Annotated in this window: 11 protein-coding genes and 1 pseudogene; 3 read left to right on the top strand and 9 right to left on the bottom strand. The window is 68.8% G+C overall.

Features of this window, described 5'->3' with window-relative positions; all coding sequences use genetic code 11:
• Positions 1-13: 13 nt before the first annotated feature.
• The 4 genes from ACFW2Y_RS02940 to ACFW2Y_RS02925 are packed head-to-tail and all read right to left on the bottom strand — an operon-like array spanning position 14 to position 4,914.
• Entirely contained in the window at positions 14-1,765 is a 1,752-nt protein-coding gene (locus ACFW2Y_RS02940) for a glycoside hydrolase family 36 protein (RefSeq protein ID WP_384872584.1), read from the bottom strand.
• A 1-nt stretch (position 1,766) separates the two neighbouring features.
• Positions 1,767-2,642, bottom strand: a complete 876-nt coding sequence (locus ACFW2Y_RS02935; RefSeq protein ID WP_384872581.1) for a carbohydrate ABC transporter permease — start codon at positions 2,640-2,642, stop codon at positions 1,767-1,769.
• On the bottom strand, positions 2,639-3,568 hold the full coding sequence (locus tag ACFW2Y_RS02930; protein WP_384872579.1) for a carbohydrate ABC transporter permease: 930 nt from the start codon (positions 3,566-3,568) through the stop codon (positions 2,639-2,641). Before ACFW2Y_RS02930 ends, ACFW2Y_RS02935 begins: the two co-directional genes overlap by 4 nt.
• Positions 3,568-4,914, bottom strand: a complete 1,347-nt coding sequence (locus tag ACFW2Y_RS02925) for an ABC transporter substrate-binding protein (RefSeq protein WP_384872576.1) — start codon at positions 4,912-4,914, stop codon at positions 3,568-3,570. The genes ACFW2Y_RS02930 and ACFW2Y_RS02925 overlap by 1 nt, the downstream gene beginning before the upstream one ends.
• A gap of 214 nt (positions 4,915-5,128) precedes the next feature.
• Between ACFW2Y_RS02925 and ACFW2Y_RS02920 the strand changes: the two genes are divergently transcribed.
• Entirely contained in the window at positions 5,129-7,075 is a 1,947-nt protein-coding gene (locus tag ACFW2Y_RS02920) for a hypothetical protein (protein ID WP_384872573.1), read from the top strand.
• 91 nt (positions 7,076-7,166) lie between these two features.
• Here ACFW2Y_RS02920 and ACFW2Y_RS02915 read toward each other — a convergent pair whose 3' ends face one another.
• The 5 genes and pseudogenes from ACFW2Y_RS02915 to ACFW2Y_RS02895 all read right to left on the bottom strand — a co-directional run bounded on the left by ACFW2Y_RS02915 (position 7,167) and on the right by ACFW2Y_RS02895 (position 14,596).
• Positions 7,167-8,387 (bottom strand): aminotransferase class V-fold PLP-dependent enzyme, encoded by a 1,221-nt coding sequence (locus ACFW2Y_RS02915; RefSeq protein WP_384872570.1) that lies wholly within the window; start codon positions 8,385-8,387, stop codon positions 7,167-7,169.
• 210 nt (positions 8,388-8,597) lie between these two features.
• Positions 8,598-11,660: an NPCBM/NEW2 domain-containing protein gene (locus tag ACFW2Y_RS02910; RefSeq protein ID WP_384872568.1), complete on the bottom strand. Its 3,063-nt coding sequence runs from the start codon at positions 11,658-11,660 to the stop codon at positions 8,598-8,600.
• A 900-nt stretch (positions 11,661-12,560) separates the two neighbouring features.
• Positions 12,561-12,763: pseudogene (locus ACFW2Y_RS02905) on the bottom strand (transposase); the annotation flags it as partial.
• Positions 12,764-12,854: 91 nt separating this feature from the next.
• Positions 12,855-13,679: an ABC transporter permease gene (locus ACFW2Y_RS02900; RefSeq protein ID WP_384872565.1), complete on the bottom strand. Its 825-nt coding sequence runs from the start codon at positions 13,677-13,679 to the stop codon at positions 12,855-12,857.
• Positions 13,676-14,596, bottom strand: coding sequence for an ATP-binding cassette domain-containing protein (locus ACFW2Y_RS02895; RefSeq protein ID WP_384872562.1), 921 nt, complete (start codon positions 14,594-14,596; stop codon positions 13,676-13,678). The genes ACFW2Y_RS02900 and ACFW2Y_RS02895 overlap by 4 nt, the downstream gene beginning before the upstream one ends.
• 207 nt (positions 14,597-14,803) lie before the next feature.
• On the opposite strand from ACFW2Y_RS02895, the gene ACFW2Y_RS02890 reads away from it, so the two are divergent.
• Positions 14,804-15,979 (top strand): sensor histidine kinase, encoded by a 1,176-nt coding sequence (locus ACFW2Y_RS02890; RefSeq protein WP_384872559.1) that lies wholly within the window; start codon positions 14,804-14,806, stop codon positions 15,977-15,979.
• On the top strand, positions 15,976-16,662 hold the full coding sequence (locus tag ACFW2Y_RS02885) for a response regulator (RefSeq protein WP_384872556.1): 687 nt from the start codon (positions 15,976-15,978) through the stop codon (positions 16,660-16,662). The genes ACFW2Y_RS02890 and ACFW2Y_RS02885 overlap by 4 nt, the downstream gene beginning before the upstream one ends.
• The last annotated feature ends 43 nt before the right edge of the window (positions 16,663-16,705 follow it).

The raw sequence follows: 16,705 nt of genomic DNA, 5'->3' as shown, positions 1-16,705 counted from the left end.
TTCGACATGAGGTTCATCCGATGTTCCTGACCAGTGCCAGCCCCATCCGCGGAACGGAAAGGCTCTGCAGGCCTGGGTGGAGGGTTGTCCGACTCCGCTCGATCATACGGCCGTCACATGCATGGATCACGATTTCCACGTGTGCGGCGGCGCCCACGACGTCCAGCACGAGACGGTCCGCGTCCGAGGCGTTGACCAGAACCGTTTCCCTGAACTCCGCGGGCCGGACCCGCACCGTGCGCTCGCCGTGCACGGCCAGCACGCTCACTCCGGCCGCCTCGGCCCGCACCAGGGTGTACAGGTCGTCGGGACGCCCGGGCCGGACGGTTCCGTCGAGGAGCTGCGGACGGAGCCGTCGCCATTGCGCCAGCCAGAAGCGCAGCGCCTCGACGTGGTCGTGCGGCAGCCCGTCGAGCCGGACGGAGACTTGCGGTACCGCGTGCAAGGCCCCGATGAGCTGCCGCGCCGCAGCTTCCACGGGGGCTTCCGCGTTCCACAGCAGAGGGTCGGAGTGTACGGCCCCGCCCACGGCGAGCAAGGCGGTGTCGATCGTGCGCACCCGATTGGCGGCGGCGTCGCCCGGGCAGTCGAACGACCGGAGCATGTTGCCGAACGGCACCATGCCCGGACCGACGTACGGCTGTCGAAGCTCGATCAGGAGGTCGGTGCGCTCCGCTTCCAGCGCGGACCGCAGTTCGGTGAGCAACAGGGTCAGGGCCTGCCCGATGTCGCCGCCGTCGCCGGCGTAGACCATGGCCTCATCAAGGAAGTCGATCTTGAGCCCGTCGAGCCCGTGGTCGCGGACGAGAGCCACGCACGTGTCCACCGCGTGGGCCCGCACCTCCGGTCGGCGCGGGTCGAGGACGTACGCCCCGGGCACCGTCGCCGCCATCGGTGCGCACGGTGCCCATCGGTCGTAGCAGTCCGCCTCGGGGCCGAGCAGCAGCGGGGCGATCCAGGCCATGTAGCGGAGGCCGGTACGGCGCACGCGGTCCACGTGCCCGGTGAAGTCGGGGAACTTGGACGGGTCGGGCTCCCAGTCACCGCAGCCGGCGTAGCCGCGACCGCTGCCCAACCGCTGCCAGCCGTCGTCGAGTATGAGCACTCCACAGCCCACGTCGACGGCCAGGTCGGCCTGCCGCTCGACGGAGGCAGCGTCCACCTGCTGGTTGAAGGCGTACCAGGTGGAGTAGACGGGCAGTCGGGCTGCTTCCGGGACGGGCATGGCCCGTGTCTCGGCCGTGAACCAGTCCCGCAGGGCGCCGAGCGCCGAGGCGACCGAGGGGCGGCGCGGCACGAACAGGATGCGGTGCGGGTCCGGGGCCGCGGGCAGTTCGAGGTGCACGACGTAGGTGTCGTTCTCCTCGGACACCCCGAAGCGGAGCCGGACCTCGGGTGCCGGGTCGGTGGCCGCGAAGGTGAGCATGGTCGCCCCGGAGTGGTCGTACAGGCATCCCGTGGCGAATCCGTCGACGAGGCTGACGGTGGATCGCCCCGCCCAGTCGGCAACGATGGTGCGCGACCAGCCGGCCTTGGGGTGCCAGTAGCCGGTGGCGTCCCCCAGGGGGAGGGACAGCCTGATCTCGACGGGTGCGTCGCCGGCGTCCACGCGCAGCACCCGCAGGCCGTCCGGGAGCTCGGACAGCGTCCATGTCGGTTCGGTTCCGGGAGAGAGGACCGCCATCTCGACGGTGTCGAGCAGCGGCTCGTACGCCGCCGGCGCGAGTTCGGCGGTGGTGACGGCCTCGTGGGTCAGAGCGCTCACGTTACTCCTTGACGGCTCCGGCGAGCAGGCCGGAGACGAAGTGGCGTTGCAGGGCCAGGAAGACGATGGCCATGGGGATCGCGGCGACAGCCGTCCCGGTGAGGATGGCGCCGTAGTCGGTGTCGTCCACTCCTTGCAGGGAGGCGAGTGCCACCGGGATGGTGTAGGACGCTCCGTCGCGCAGCACGATCAGGGGCCAGACGAAGTCGTTCCACTGGTAGAGGAAGAGGAAGATGCCCAGAGCGGCCAGCGCCGGTTTCATGGGCGGAAGCACGACCTCGACGAAGAGTCGGAGTTCCCCGCAGCCGTCCATGCGGCCCGAGTCGAGGAGCTCGTCGGGGAGCACCGCCATGGACTGTCGCATCAGGAAGATTCCGAAGGGCAGGGCGAGGTTGGGCATGATCACGGCTTGGTAGGTGTTGAGCCACTCCAGCTCGGCCATCAGCTTGAACAGCGGCACCAGGGTGACCTGGGCCGGGATGACGAGGCCCAGCATCAGCAGACCGAACAGCGGATCGCGTCCCTTGAACCGGTACTTGGCGAAGGCGTAGCCGGCCAGTGTGCACACCGTTCCCGCGCACAGCGTGTAGAGGGCGGCGATGCCCAGCGAGTTCAGCACGACACGGCCGAAGGACGCCGTCTCCTGCAGGGTGGAGAGGTTCTTCGCGAGGTGCCCGCCGGGGAGCAGTGGTGGCGGGGAGCCGAAGATCTCCTGGGAACTGTGGGTGCTGGCGATGACGAACCAGTAGAAAGGGACGAGGACGACGGCGAGAGCGATCGCCAGGCCTGAGGTCAGCATGATGCTGCTGCCGTGGCTGCGTCGTGGGCGTCTGCCGCGGCCCGTGGCTCTGCCGGCTCCGGTGGTGTCGGTGGTCATTTCCCGTCTCCCAGGACGCGGAACTGGATCAGCCCGAGGACGCCGATCAGTACGGCGAGGGCGTAGGCGATGGCCGAGGCGTAGCCGAAGTCGAAGTACACGAAGGCGTTCTGGTAGAGGTACACGCCGATGGTGAGGGTGGCATTGTCCGGTCCGCCGCGGGTGAGGACGTAGGGCTCGTCGAAGATCTGCAGGGTGCCGATGGTGGACAGCACCGTGGTGAGCAGGATCGCCGGTCGCAGTCCCGGAAGCGTCACGTGCAGGAAGGACTTCCACCCGCCTGCGCCGTCGACGGAGGCCGCGTCGTACAGCTCCGTGGGGATGGACTGCAGCCGCGCGAGGAGGATCACTGCGTTGTAGCCGGTGTAGTGCCAGGTGAGGGCCAGTCCCAGGGAGATCTTCGCCCACAGCGGATCGACGAGCCAGGGCACCTCGCCGATTCCCACCAGTCCCAGCAGCCAGTTCACCAGCCCGTACTTCTCGTTGAGCAGGACCGAGAAGATGAGGCCGTACGCCACCAGGCCGGTGACCATCGGCAGGAAGAACCCGAGCCGGAACACGGCGCGTCCGCGCAGCAGTGTGGAGCCGAAGGCGACGGCCAGTCCGGTGGCCAGCGCCAGCATCACCGGCACCTGGACGGCAAGGATCACGGCGGTGTTCCGCAGCGCGGTCCAGAACAGTGGGTCGCCGAGCAGTCTGGCGTAGTTGTCGACGCCGACGAAGGTGTCGACGCCACCGACCGTCTTGTAGAGGCTGAGGACGAAGGAGCGGCCGATCGGGTAGACCTTGAACACGGCGAAGAGCAGCAGCGCCGGCAGGACGAAGGCGTACGGGGCCAGGCGCCGGGCGGTGAACCGTGGTGGGCGCGTCCTCCCGGGCGCGCCCATCGGCGGCTTCGTGCGGGTCGGTGAGGTGAGGGCGGTCATCACGCCTTCTTGCGACCGGTCTGCTGGGCGAGCTGATCGGCGGCTTCGCGCAGTGCCTTGGCAGGGTCGGCGCCGTTGAGGAGCACCTTCGTCTGGGCGTCGGTGGTGGCCTTGAGCGCGCGGGCGTAGTCGGCGGTGTAGTTGAACGCCGGCGAGTCCGCCTTCAGCGCGTCGAGGAAGACCTCGCCCTTCTTCTGTCCGCTGAAGAACGTCGACCCGGCGTGGAAGACCGGGTCGCCGTAGGACTTCATCAGGGCGGGGGCGATGCCCTTCTCCTTGTAGATCTTCACCTGGTTCTCAGGGCGGGTGAGGACGAACTCGGCGAAACTCCAAGCGGCGGCCTGCTGCTTGCTGGTGCCGGACACGGCGAGGTGGGTCGAGTTGACGGTGGCGCTCGTCAAGCCGCCGCGACGGACGGCCGGGGGCAGGCGCACCCCCCATCTGCCGGCCTCGTCGGGGACGGTTTCCTCGATGATGCCGCCGAACCACGTGGGCCAGGGCAGTACGGCTGCGGTGCCCTTCTTGATGGAGCTGATCAGCGCGTTCCATCCACCGGCCAGGTCGCTCACGAGACCGGCGTCGTTCATCCGCTTGATGATCGTCATCGCCTTGACGGCCTCGGGCGAGTCAAGCATGATCTCGCCGTCCAGGTTGAAGTAGAAGGCACCCTGCAGTTGCAGCAGCATCTGGAAGAAGTTCGCGGAGTCGGCCTGCGAGGCGGGCTTGTCGATGCCGAGGAGGTACTTCCCGGTCTTGGCCTTGATCTGTCGGCCGGCCTCGATGGCGTCGTCCCAGGTGTCGATGGCGTCGACGTCGACGTCCGCGTCCTCGAAGACGTCGGTCCGGTAGTAGAAACCGGCGGAGTTGGCCTCCCAGGGAAGGGCGTTCACCCGGCCGTCCTTGGACGAGACGGTCTGCCACAGGCCCTTGGCGAAGGCGTCCTCGTACTTGTCCGCGCCGAGCTTGCTCAGGTCGGCGAGGCCGTTGGGGAACTTCTCGACGTAGCCCGGCAGGTAGTCGACCCCGATGTGGAGCACGTCGGCGAGTCCGGCTCCGCCGGCCGCGAGCCCCGTGGTGATCTTGTCCCAGATGGCCGGGTTGCCTATGTCCTGGACGGTGACCTTGATGTCCGGATACTGCTTGTTGAAGGCCGGCACGAGCGCCTTCATCTCGGCGGCGGGGCCCGCCCAGCTCCAGACCGTGATGTCACCCTTCTTGGCGTCGCCGGCCGCACCGCCTCCCTTGCCCGTGGCCCCCGTGCCAGAACAGGCAGTGAGGCCTCCCAGTCCAACGCCGGCGGCGAGTACGCCGCTTGCCCGCAGAACATTGCGACGGTTCATGCCCATGACACAGCCCCTTGTCTCGCGGATCGAAGAGCCAAGCCGGCGAGAGCGCCCGGCTGACGAGAGGCGACGTTAACAATCGGCCATTCAGACTTGCAAGACTTCATTGAAAGTTTACTGCTGCATCTAGCAAGAGAATCGTGCAGGAGTGTTGCAGGGCGGGAAAGCGCGCTGTTAGCGTCCGGCCACCCGCACCGCCGACCAGACCGGAGAGCCCATGAGACGCACTCGCCCCGCACGCCTGGCCCTCGTCGCTGCCATGACCCTGCTCACCCCGCTGGCGCTGGGCGGCCAGGTCGTCGCGGCGGGCCAGCCACTGCTGACCCTCGCGAACCCCGGTTTCGAACAGGGACCGACCGGCTGGACCTTCACCCCGGGCACAGGCGTCGCCTCCAACATCCCGCATGGCGGCACCAAGCTGATCTACCTGGATGCGGGAGCGGGCAGGAAGGTCTCACAGACGGTCACGGCCGACGGTCCGGGCACGTACGACTTCTCCGCCTGGATCGCCACCGGCGGTCCCGGAGCGACGTTCGTCGTCCGGGTCAACGGCGCCGTCGTCGGCGCGGTCGCCCTGCCGAACCGCCCCACCTATGCCCGCTACACGGTCAGCAGGGTGGAACTGAGGGCGGGCGACCGGCTCGAGGCGGCCTTCGAGTCCGGGGACGGCTGGGTCAACGCCGACGACGTCATGATCTCGCCGGCCGCCCCCGCAGACCCGGTCGTGACCTCCTCCGACCCGAAGGTCGTCGAGATGTTCGACTGGGCCAAGCGCAAGGCCAACAGCTGGGTCCAGCTGCCGGGCACCGTCGGCCCCCTCAACGTCGACGAGCGCTACCCCTCGGGCTCCGGCACCGCTGTTTACGGGCCGTCCTACTGGGCGGGCTACGCCCACCGCAGCGCCTTCTACTCGCGCGACATGGTCCACCAGCTCGGCGGTGCGGCCGTGCTCGGCCTGCACGACGAGAACAAGAACATGCTGCGGGCGTTCGCCGCCTCGTCCACGGCCAAGCACAAGTACTTCCCCGTGTGGGCCGTCAACTTCGACGACGAGACCTACCTGTCGATCGACTACCGCAATCCCCACAGCTACGTACGCGAGGTCCCCGCCCCCTTCGAGCTGGTGGAGAAGGCCAATGAGGCCTACCGCTGGAGCGGCGACCCCGCATATCTGAACGACCCCGTCCTGTGGGACTTCTACCAGCACACCACCGAGGAGTTCATCGCGCTCCACGACTCCCGGAAGCCCAATGGCGTCGCCGAAGGCACGGGCGACGGGATCTTCGCCGGCGCCGCGAGCTACAACGAAGTCGGCGAGGAGCACCTCGCCGAGTCGGGCGACGCCATCGCCTCCCAGTACAAGGCGTACCTGGCCATGGCCGCCCTCGCGGAGAGCAAGGGCGACAACACGCTGGCCGCCGACTCCGCCAAGAAGGCCGCCGATCTCAAGGAGTACTTCAACACGACCTGGAGCGGCACCGGTTCCGGTGGCGCCATGGTCAGGGGCTACACCGTGGACGGCCAGGCGCTCACCGGCTGGGGCAAGGAGAACAGCTGGTTCATGCCCATGAAGCAGCTCATCTCCCCCGGAGCACGCAACGACGCCTACCTCGACTACGTCGACCAGCAGGCGAGCGGAAGCGGCAAGCCGACCAACATCGAGGCGATCTCGTACCTGCCCGACACCTTCTTCGCCCACAACCGCAACGACACCGCGTGGAAGTGGATGAACTACGTCTACGACCAGCGCGACGTCCAGCACCCGGTGTCCCGGCAGGGACCCAACGGCGACTACCCGGAGGTCTCGTACACCCTGGTCGACCAGACGGTGAAGGGGCTGATGGGCCTCGCACCCGACGCCCCCAACCGGCGGATCACCACGCAGTCCCGACTGCCTGCGGGCATGGACTGGCTGAAGATCGACCAACTGGAGATCGGCGGCCAGACCTTCGCACTGCGTCATGACGGTTCCACGAAGTCGACCCTCACCAACCACGGTTCCGCCCCGTACACCTGGGAGGCCCGGTTCCCCGGTCAACGCTCGTCGGTCACGGTCGACGGTACGACCTGGCCGATCAGGACCACGGTCGTCAACGGGACGACGTACACCTACGCCGACATCGCCGTGCAGCCGGGCCGGACGGTGACCGTCGAGGTCAGCTGAGGCACGGGAGGCTGCCCCCGCGTACGGGGTTCGCACGGCCGTGACCGACGGTGCGGGATCCGGCGATGCCGGGTCCCGCACCGCCACCAGATCACCGCTCGCGGGACCATGCCCCGAGCACGGGAACGCAGCGCTCGGCGAAGTACTCGAAATCGGCCGCCGTGTTGTACACGTGCGTCGAAAGGCGCAGATAGCCGACGCCTCCGAAGCTGGTGAAGGCGGCGGCGACGCCCAACTCCCGCCCGACCCGGTCACGGAGCGCGTCGGCCTCTGCGCGGGTCGCGGCCAACGGTGCGGGGAGCCGCACCAGCCGCATCGCGCCGACGGGCATGCCCACGTCCACGCGACAGTCCTGCCCGGTCAGGTCCGAGAACGCCTCGGCGACGATCCGCTCCGCATGGTCGGCCAGCTCACGCATATAGGTGCGGGCCTTCTCCCACCCCCAGGTGTCCTCGATGAAGCCGAGGGCCGCGGGCGCGGCGAGGTAGCTGGTGGCGTCCACGGTCCCTTGGGTGTCGAACCGGTCGGGGAAGGGCTCGGGAGCACCCCACGAGTCAATCAGCGGGTGCAGGCGATCGCGCAGTCCGGTGCGCGCGACGAGCACCGCGGTGCCCCGCGGAGCGCAGCCGAACTTGTGGAGGTTGCCGACCCAGAAGTCGCACGGGATGTCGGTGAGGGGGTCGTCGACCAGTCCGGGCACATGCGCCCCGTCCACGAGGACCGGGATGCCCCGCCGGCGCGCTTCGGCGGCGATGCGTGCCGCCGGCATCCAGCGCGCTGTTGCCGAGGTGATGTGGTCGAGGACGATGAGGCCGGTCTTCTCGCCCAGCGCGCCGATGACGCACGCGTACGCCGTGTCGGCGTCGGCGTCGAGCGGCACGCGCGCCGTGCGGACCAGACCGCCCCAGCGCCGGGCCATGCGCTCGGCTCCCATGGTCACGGCGCCGTAGCCGTGATCGGTCACCACGACCTCGCCGCCGGTTCGCTCGGGGACGCCGGCGTAGACGACGCTCGCGCCGGCGCTGGCATTGGGCACGAGGGCGAGGTCGTCCGCCGCCACCCGTAAGAAGCGGGCGGCGGCGTTCCGTGCGGCTGCCACCTTCCGGGGCAGGGCGGGAAACCACTTCACGGGTGAGGCCTCCATGCACTGGCGGAGCCGGTGCTGCTCTTCCTGGGCCGGGAGCGGCACCGCCCCGAACGACCCGTGGTTCAGGTGCTTGACCGAGGGATCGAGCGACCAGGCAGCGGCGGCGGGACGGCCGTCGGCCAGCTTCAACGGAGGCGGTGCGGTGGTGCGGTCCGTCGTGTTCACGACACTCCCATGGGGCGGGACGAGCATCCGGATCGAACGGTGGCGGAGCCTTCCTCCGGCCGCAACCGGCACACGCCGAGGGCGAGAACGGCACGGCCCGAAGACGGTGGCACCATCGGGCCGGGAAAGACCCACGAGCGGCCCCCACCGGGGCGCAATGCCCGAGCCGGCGGGTCGCCCCTGGGTTCCCCGCCGGCTCGGGCATCGGCACTACCTCACCAATGTGGCCCCGGCCCAGTCGGCGTGGTCACTGTTGATGCCGTCACCCGCGTCCGTCACCTTCAGCACCAACGAGTTCACACCGGCGACACTGACGTCGACCGACTGGGTCGCGCTCGACGGCGTCATCGGCGCCGCACTCTCGTACAGCTTGACCCCATCACCCCACACCTCGAACCTGACCGTCGCATTCGCACCGACCTCGTCATCGACCCCCACATCCGAACGGAACCGCGCATACGCACCGTTCAAGGCATAGGTGATCGTGCTGTCGGCATGCGTACCCACACCCTTGGCGTACGTGACCCCGTTCAACCTGAGGGGGTTCAACCCCACACTCCGGTCCTTCTGAACGGTGCCCCACCCGATCGTGGGAGTGCCCGTCCAGTCCAGGCCGCTGAGGGGCGTCGGCTCCGGGGCGTTCCCGACGAGTGTGGCCCCGGCCCAGTCGGCGTGGTCACTGTTGATGCCGTCACCCGCGTCCGTCACCTTCAGCACCAACGAGTTCACACCGGCGACACTGACGTCGACCGACTGGGTCGCGCTCGACGGCGTCATCGGCGCCGCACTCTCGTACAGCTTGACCCCATCACCCCACACCTCGAACCTGACCGTCGCATTCGCACCGACCTCGTCATCGACCCCCACATCCGAACGGAACCGCGCATACGCACCGTTCAAGGCATAGGTGATCGTGCTGTCGGCATGCGTACCCACACCCTTGGCGTACGTGACCCCGTTCAACCTGAGGGGGTTCAACCCCACACTCCGGTCCTTCTGAACGGTGCCGAAGTCGCTCCGGGCGGCGACCCAGGTGAGATCGCTCAGATCGACCGTCGGGCCGCCGCTGACCGTGGCAACGGCAACGCCGTCACTGGCCGGGGAGTAGTTCTGGGCGGCGTCGACCGCCTTCACCGTGAACGTGTACGACGTCGACGGAGACAGTCCGGTCGCGGTGAAGGCGGTGCCCGTCGACGTGCCGACGAGCGTGCCACCTCGGTAGATGTTGTAGCCGGTCACTCCGACGTCGTCGGTCGACGCCGTCCAGTCGAGGTCCACGCTGTTCGTCGTCACGTTGCTCGCCGTCAGACCGGTCGGCGCGGTCGGGGCCGTGACGTCCCCTCCCGAAGTCCCGGCGGTCGCGGTCACGGACGCGCCACTGGCCAGCGGTACGGTCACGTAGGACACCGTCTGACCGTACAACCGCTTGGTCCGTGCCGGCTGCTCGGTGCCGTTCACCTTGATCGTGGCGTGGGTTCCGTAGAACTGGGCCTCCCAATCGACGGTGCCGCCGGAGTTGTTGGTCAGCGTGGAGCTCGTCGTGCCGACGTGCTTGAGCTTCAGGTCGTTGTCGCCGACCGCAAGATGGTCGATTTCCACCCACGGCGTCTCGGACGTGAGCCGCGAGACGGTGGCCACCCTGTCGTGCGGAGCGTCCGGCTGCACTCCCATCATGCCGTCGATGGTGTTGCCGACCGCCAGGAACGAGATCTCCGGGTAGTTGTTCTTGCCGGTCATGAGCTTCTTGAGCCATGCCCAGCCCTCGGCGGACCGGTTGTACTGGTAGTACATCTCCGGCAGGTAGGAGGTCGCCTCGACGTTGAGGTCGTCGTCGTTGGCTGCGATGAAGTCCAGGTAGCCACTGGTCCTGGGGCCGTGGTCGCCCAGGCCCGTCAGCATCATCAGGAAGCTGGCCTCGTGGCCCCAGCTGCTGTAGCCCTTGCCGTCGGCGTCCTTGCCGCGGATGTACCGGTCGTTCGGGGCGTCCCACCACTTCGCCTCGAAGTGGTCGCGCACCCGCCGGGCGCGATCGGCCCACTTCGCGCTGCCGCTGCCGTCGCCCCTCGCCTTCAGGACCTCCGCGTACGCCAGCATCGACTGGTACTGGTACCCGAGCGAGTCGGCGGCGGAGACGAGGTTCTCGTTCGCGAACTCGAAGAACGTCGCCGAGTACTCCCCCGGCTGCTTCTTCGCCACCGGCTGTTCATCGGCCGGGTTCGCGTCGTTCCACGTCACCTCGTGGTCGGTCAGGAACGGGCCCATGGTCGAGTCGTAGTACGCGGACAGGGTCGGGTCATTGATCCAATCCGAGTTGCCCGTCCACTGGTACTGCTTGTACGCCTTCGCCATCACGTTGAACGGAGAGGGCAGTTCACGGAATCCGGTGCCGTCGACGTAGTACATGGCGCCGTGGGAGCTGTGCGCCCACAGCGGCCAGCCCTTCTGCCCCGGATCGTCGGCGTCGCCGGCGAAGGTCCTCATCATGTGGAAGGTCTCGGCGTCGAGGCCGAGCGCGTGCGCGCCGTCCGACTGGTGGGAGACGTCCCGGTTGTAGTAGGACTCCCGGTTGGTGTACGCGCCCCAGTAGCCGGGCTCGACCGTGGGGTGCGCGGAGTTCTTCAAGCGCCACCACTCGGGTTCGTGCCCCATCATCGGGTTGCCCGGGTAGAACGCCATCGCCAGGGCACGGTTCTTGCCCCAGTTGAAGCCGTCGTTCAGCGTGGCGTTCGGCGAATCGATGGTCAGGGTGCTGGTCGGTGCCCCCACGTGTTCCTGGACCGTGATCCTGTCGACACGCGGCACCTCGCCGGCGGACGTGGCCACCAGCTCGATCGTGTCACCGGACTTGAGCGTGACCTTGCTCGACGTACGGGTGTCGATGTTCATCGGATCGGTGTAGTCCCTGCCCCATCTCCGGAGCGTCGCCCATGAATCCACGGGGACGGAGTTCACGGAGAGCTCGTACGTCACTCCGTCCGCGGTCCCGCCGTTGTAGCGCGTGATGAGGTCGTAGGTTCCGTCGGAGCCGGCGAAGGTCGTCCTGGCGGTGCTCGTCTGACCCGACACGCCCTGGGCATAGGTGACGTCGTCGACCGTCGCACCGTTCCAGGTGTGGTTGACGGTGGATGTCGTGAAGTTGGTCAGCGCCATCCTCTCGACTTCGATCACGTACGGATCCGCCGCTCCTACCGCCACCGCGGGCGCGGGGGGAAGGGCGACACCGGCGGCAACCGATGTCAGCACGGCGGACAGTGCACAAGCAATGCGGCGCATGTGCGGTCGATTCCTTTCGTGTGGGGGTTTCCGCGCCTTGGGCGCGGTCGAACCCGACCGTTCATCCGGCGAGGCGCGAAGTGCGCCGCTCCAGAGCGCTCCTGGCAGCCCGTCGGCCACCCGGACGACCAGCGTGTACATGTCGCCGATCACGACGCCGGGGGCCACGGATCCGGACGGAGCAGAGCGGTTACGGCCCTGCCGGCGTGGGCGCGGCATGAAGTCGCCCGTGATCACGTCGGTGGCGAAGCACGGCCGGGAGCATCTCCGAGGGAGAAGGCACCCGAGTGCGCGGCGGTGGGTCGCTCGGGTGGGCTTGCCGGCGCCGCCCAACGCGACGGGCAGTGCGGGTGACGTCCTTTCATCGCCACGTCATGTTGGAAGACGTTGAACTGTGTCGCCTATTGAGTACTTCGCCGAGGATGCTGTCAATAGCCGCGCTCGACTCGACCACAGCGGACCCAGTCACCCATGAGCCGAACCCCCAGGCAGCGCATCTCACTCCGGGCACGCCGACCCCGCTGACGCCAGACCCAGGCGACACCGCACGTTCGCAGGTCAGCGACCTCATACGACGGGGCGACACGCGCACGGCAGGCGGCCACGACAAGGCCGCTCCCCCTCAACGGCATGATCGAATCCGCTTCAAGTCGCATGCTTGCGATAAAAAATTGAAGTTCAATATGAAAATTTTCATCACCACATTGCACGTCGTGGCGACACTGAGTAGCATCCCGGCACACAGGGGCCATGTGCGCGACTGTTCGCCTTTGAGAGGAGGGGTGGCGTGGAGTGTCCCCGTGACCTTGGACACGGTGTCGTCACGCCGCGGGGGTCTGGCCTTGCCGGTGGCACGGGCGGGTTTCCTGGAGTGTGAGGCAACCCCCGTGGATGCGCTTGTGTGTGCGGCATCGCGCGGGCGGCTCCGCGATGATGAGCGCGCCTCCCCCATCGGTCTTGACCTCGCCGGGGTAGAGGTCGGCGATCCGCCGCTTCGTCAGGCCCGGCAGGTAGGCGACCGCACAGCCCTCGTCCCGGGCGACCGCGAGCGGCAGGGCTCTGATGGAGGCCGGCTGGTCGACCACGACCAGCACTGTTCCGTGCTGAGAGGCCGTCAAGATTGCGACGAGCCCCCGGGCCTCGCCTCCGGATCGTGCCTCCGGGGTGTGATGCTCGTCGTGTCCTGGGGCACGCTCACACGTCGCGGCGCCGCACGACGAGCACCGCGAGTGCGACCGTGATCAGCGGCCAGAGCGTGTACACGGTCCAGGAGCCGAGCACGGTGGCGGTGTAGCCCAGGGATCCGGGGTCCGGCTCCCAGGGTCGGACCAGGCGAGTCCAGGCGGCCGACACCAGGGCGTGTTTGACGTCCGCCGACCAGCGGTTGCTCTCCGAGAACATGGTGGGCAGCATCAGCAGGGTGAAGACGCCGGTGACCATGGTCCCGGCGGCATGCCGGAGCAGAACGCCGAGGCCCAGACCGACCAGGGCACAGACCGGAGCCAGCAACGCGGATGCCACCATCGCCCGAAACACCCCGGGGTGGGTGATCGGAACGCCGGCATGGTGCCCGTCCAGGATGGCCTGGGAGACCAGGAAGGAACCGGTGGAGGCGACCGTGCCGACCGCGGTCCACAGTGCGGTGGTGACGGCCGCCTTTGCCAGCACGACCGAGCCGCGGGCGGGGACGGCCACGGTGGTGGTCTGGATGAGACCGCTGCTGTATTCGCTCACGACGGTGAGGGCGCCCATGCTGCTGGCAACGAGCATCAGCGTCCAGTAGCCGGCCGCCGGGTAGGCGTCGTAGGGCAGGAAACGAGCGGGGCCGGAGCGGGCGGCCTTGTCCGTCAGCGTGGCCACGGCGGTGGACCCGATGACGAACAGGACGGTGAGCGCGATTGTCCACGGGGTGGAGCGCAGGGACCGCAGCTTGATCCACTCGGAGGCGAGCAGGTCGCGGAAGCGGGCGGTCGCCGCGGCGACGGGGGTGGTCGGGGAGACGGAGACGAGTGTGGTCATCGGGGCTGTCCTGCCAGGTATTCGACGCTGTCGGCGGTGAGTTCCATGAAGGCCGCCTCCAGTGAGGCGGTGCGCGTGGTCAGCTCGTCCACTCGGATGCGGTTCTCGAAGGCGAGCGCTCCGATCCGGTCCGCCGGGAGCCCGGTCACGGCGAGCTTCTCGGCGCCTGTTGAGCCCTCCGGCTCGACCGAGGCGCCCGCCGCGGTCAGCACGGCTGCCAGCTCGGCGGCCTGCGGTGTCCCGACCACGACGCTGCTACGGGTGCTACGGGCCGCGAAGTCCCGTAGCGGCTCGGCGGCGATGAGGCGGCCCCGGCCGATGACGACCAACTGGTCCGCCGTGTTCTCCATCTCCGACATCAGGTGGCTGGAGAGAAAGACCGTGCGCCCCTCGGCGGCCAGGCGCCGGAAGAGCCGGCGTACCCAGAGCACGCCCTCCGGGTCCATGCCGTTGATCGGCTCGTCGAACACGAGCACGGGCGGGTCGCCCAGCAGGGCGGTGGCGATGCCGAGGCGCTGCTTCATGCCGAGGGAGAAGCCGCCGATGCGGCGGGTCGCCACCTCGGTCAGCCCCACTTCCTGGAGCACCTCGTCCACCCGGCGTCGCGAGATGCCGTTGCTGCGGGCCAGGGCGGACAGGTGGGCGGCGGCGCTGCGTCCGCCGTGGACCTGTCCGGCGTCGAGGAGGGCGCCGACGTGCCGCAGTCCGCGCGGGTGGCGGCGGAAAGGGACGCCGCTGACGGTGGCGCTGCCGGCAGTGGGCGCGTCCAGGCCGAGGATCATCCGCAGGGTGGTGGACTTGCCGGCTCCGTTGGGGCCGAGGAATCCGGTGACCCGGCCCGGCCGCACGGTGAAGGACAGTTGGTCGACGGCCGTCTCGCTGCCGTAGCGCTTGGTGAGTTCGTTCACTTCGATCACGACGCCCACACTGTCGAGAGGGCCCCGCCCTGGCATGGGGCCGTGGGCGGCAATCGTGCGGCCGCATTGGCCCGTGGGCGTACGTCCCCGGGCCGATGCCGCGCGGGTGGTGGCCGGCTAGTCTCGCAGCGTGAACCCCGTAACGATCACTCCGTTGCCTGCGCGCGTTGCGCGTCGAGGCCTTGCCCCCGAGGTGGCACACCGCCGATGACGAGAACGAAGGCCGTGGCCTGGGCGGGGGGTGCCTCCTACCTCCTCATGGTGGGTCTGCTGGTGGGGGGCGCGACGCGGGCGTCGGGCACGGTCCACGCTGTCGGGTCGCTACTGGCCGTGAGCCTGCTCGTCGGCGTGGTGCGACGGAAGCCGCAGTTGGCTCTGGCCATGGCACTCTTCGGATCCACCGCCGTGGTGGTGGCCACTCCGAGCTCCGTTCATGAGCGCCTGACGGCGTCGTATCAGGGCCAGTTCCTGTCGTATCTGGCGGTGGACCTCGTACTGGGCTTCATCGTCGCCACCTGCACGCGGCGCGCTTCGATCGTCGCCGTGGCCGTCTGCTTCGTCGTGCAACTCCTAGTGATCGGGGGCTTCGCGCACGGGGACAACCTGACCGTCAACGGGGTGATCGCCCTCCTGGCGATGGCCGCATCCTGCATGGCCGGTCTGCTGAGCCGCGAACGCCGCGAGCACGCCCTGGCGCTACGCGCACAGGAGGTGGCCGAGGCCGTGACCGCCGAACGGCTGCGCATCGCACGAGAGCTGCACGACATGGTCGCGCACAGCATCGGCATCATCGCCATCCAGGCCGGTGTGGGCAGCCGAGTCATCCAGACCCAGCCGGCACAGGCTCACGAAGCCCTGCACGCCATCGAGGCCACCAGCAGAGAGACCCTGTCGGGCCTTCGGCGCACGTTGGTCTCGCTCCGTCAGGCCGACCGGGGCGCGACCGCCCCGGAACGGTCACCGCTCGCACCCTCGCCGGGGCTGGCGGACGTCGAGCGGCTGGCGGCAGCGACCGCGGACGCGGGGGTACGCGTCGACGTGCAGCGCAGCGGAGAGCAGCGGCCCCTGCCGGCCGACATCGACCTGTCCGCCTACCGCATCGTGCAGGAGGCACTGACCAACGTGGTGCGCCACGCAGACACCGGGCGTTGCCGAGTGGCCATCGACTACGGAGCCGAAGAACTGTCCGTGGAGGTCGTCGACGGCGGGCGCGGCGCCACCGAGAACGGCTCGCCCCACGGCTTCGGCATCATCGGGATGCGGGAGCGGGTCGACCTGCTGCACGGCCGCCTCAGCGCCGGACCGCGCCCCGAGGGCGGCTTCCGGGTGACGGCCCAGCTGCCGCTGCCCGCACCCGTCGAAGTCCCGGTGGAGGCCCGATGACCGTCCGGATCCTGCTCGCCGACGACCAGCCGCTGGTTCGGTCCGGGCTGCGTGTACTCATGGCCGACCACCCCGACCTGGAAGTCGTCGGTGAAGCCGCCACCGGTGCCGAGGCCATCCGACTGGTCAGGGACGTGAGTCCCGACGTCGTGGTGATGGACATCCGGATGCCCGGCATGGACGGCATCGAGGCCACCCGCCTGATCACAGCCGGCCCGGCGACCACGCGCGTCCTGATCCTGACCACCTTCGACGAGGACGACCACGTCTACGGCGCGCTCCGGGCCGGTGCGAGCGGCTTCGTGGTCAAAGACATGGCGCTGGACGACATCCTCGCGGCGGTCCGCGTGGTCGCTGCCGGCGACGCTCTGATCGCCCCGGGTGTGACGCGCCGTCTGATCGCCGACTTCATCGGGCGCCCCGCGGCTGTACCGGAACGCTCCCCACAGCCGGTCGAAGGCATCACCGAACGGGAACGGGAAGTGCTGACCCTGGTCGGACGGGGCCGGTCGAACACCGAGATCGCAGAGGACCTCTTCATCACCGTGGCCACCGCCAAGTCGCACGTGTCACGGCTGCTCACCAAACTGGGTGCCCGGGACCGCGTCCAGCTCGTCATCACCGCCTATGAGATGGGGCTCGTCACGCTGCCTCAGCGATCCACCGGCTCGGTCGTCCGTTAGGCAACGGGGGGAACGAAGCCGGTGTGCTCGTCCGCGGCCCGCG

The sequence above is a fragment of the Streptomyces sp. NPDC058877 genome (genome assembly GCF_042742855.1).
Lineage (GTDB): Bacteria > Actinomycetota > Actinomycetes > Streptomycetales > Streptomycetaceae > Streptomyces.
The sequence above is the reverse complement of the archived record's forward strand: the minus strand, read 5'-3'. Positions and strand labels throughout refer to the sequence as shown.

Coding starts and splice junctions, on each gene's coding strand:
- ACFW2Y_RS02920 (WP_384872573.1), top strand. CDS start 5,129: ATGAGACGCACTCGCCCCGCACGCCTGGCCCTCGTCGCTGCCATGACC.
- ACFW2Y_RS02885 (WP_384872556.1), top strand. CDS start 15,976: ATGACCGTCCGGATCCTGCTCGCCGACGACCAGCCGCTGGTTCGGTCC.
- ACFW2Y_RS02910 (WP_384872568.1), bottom strand. CDS start 11,660: ATGCGCCGCATTGCTTGTGCACTGTCCGCCGTGCTGACATCGGTTGCC.
- ACFW2Y_RS02890 (WP_384872559.1), top strand. CDS start 14,804: ATGACGAGAACGAAGGCCGTGGCCTGGGCGGGGGGTGCCTCCTACCTC.
- ACFW2Y_RS02925 (WP_384872576.1), bottom strand. CDS start 4,914: ATGGGCATGAACCGTCGCAATGTTCTGCGGGCAAGCGGCGTACTCGCC.
- ACFW2Y_RS02930 (WP_384872579.1), bottom strand. CDS start 3,568: ATGACCGCCCTCACCTCACCGACCCGCACGAAGCCGCCGATGGGCGCG.
- ACFW2Y_RS02935 (WP_384872581.1), bottom strand. CDS start 2,642: ATGACCACCGACACCACCGGAGCCGGCAGAGCCACGGGCCGCGGCAGA.
- ACFW2Y_RS02900 (WP_384872565.1), bottom strand. CDS start 13,679: ATGACCACACTCGTCTCCGTCTCCCCGACCACCCCCGTCGCCGCGGCG.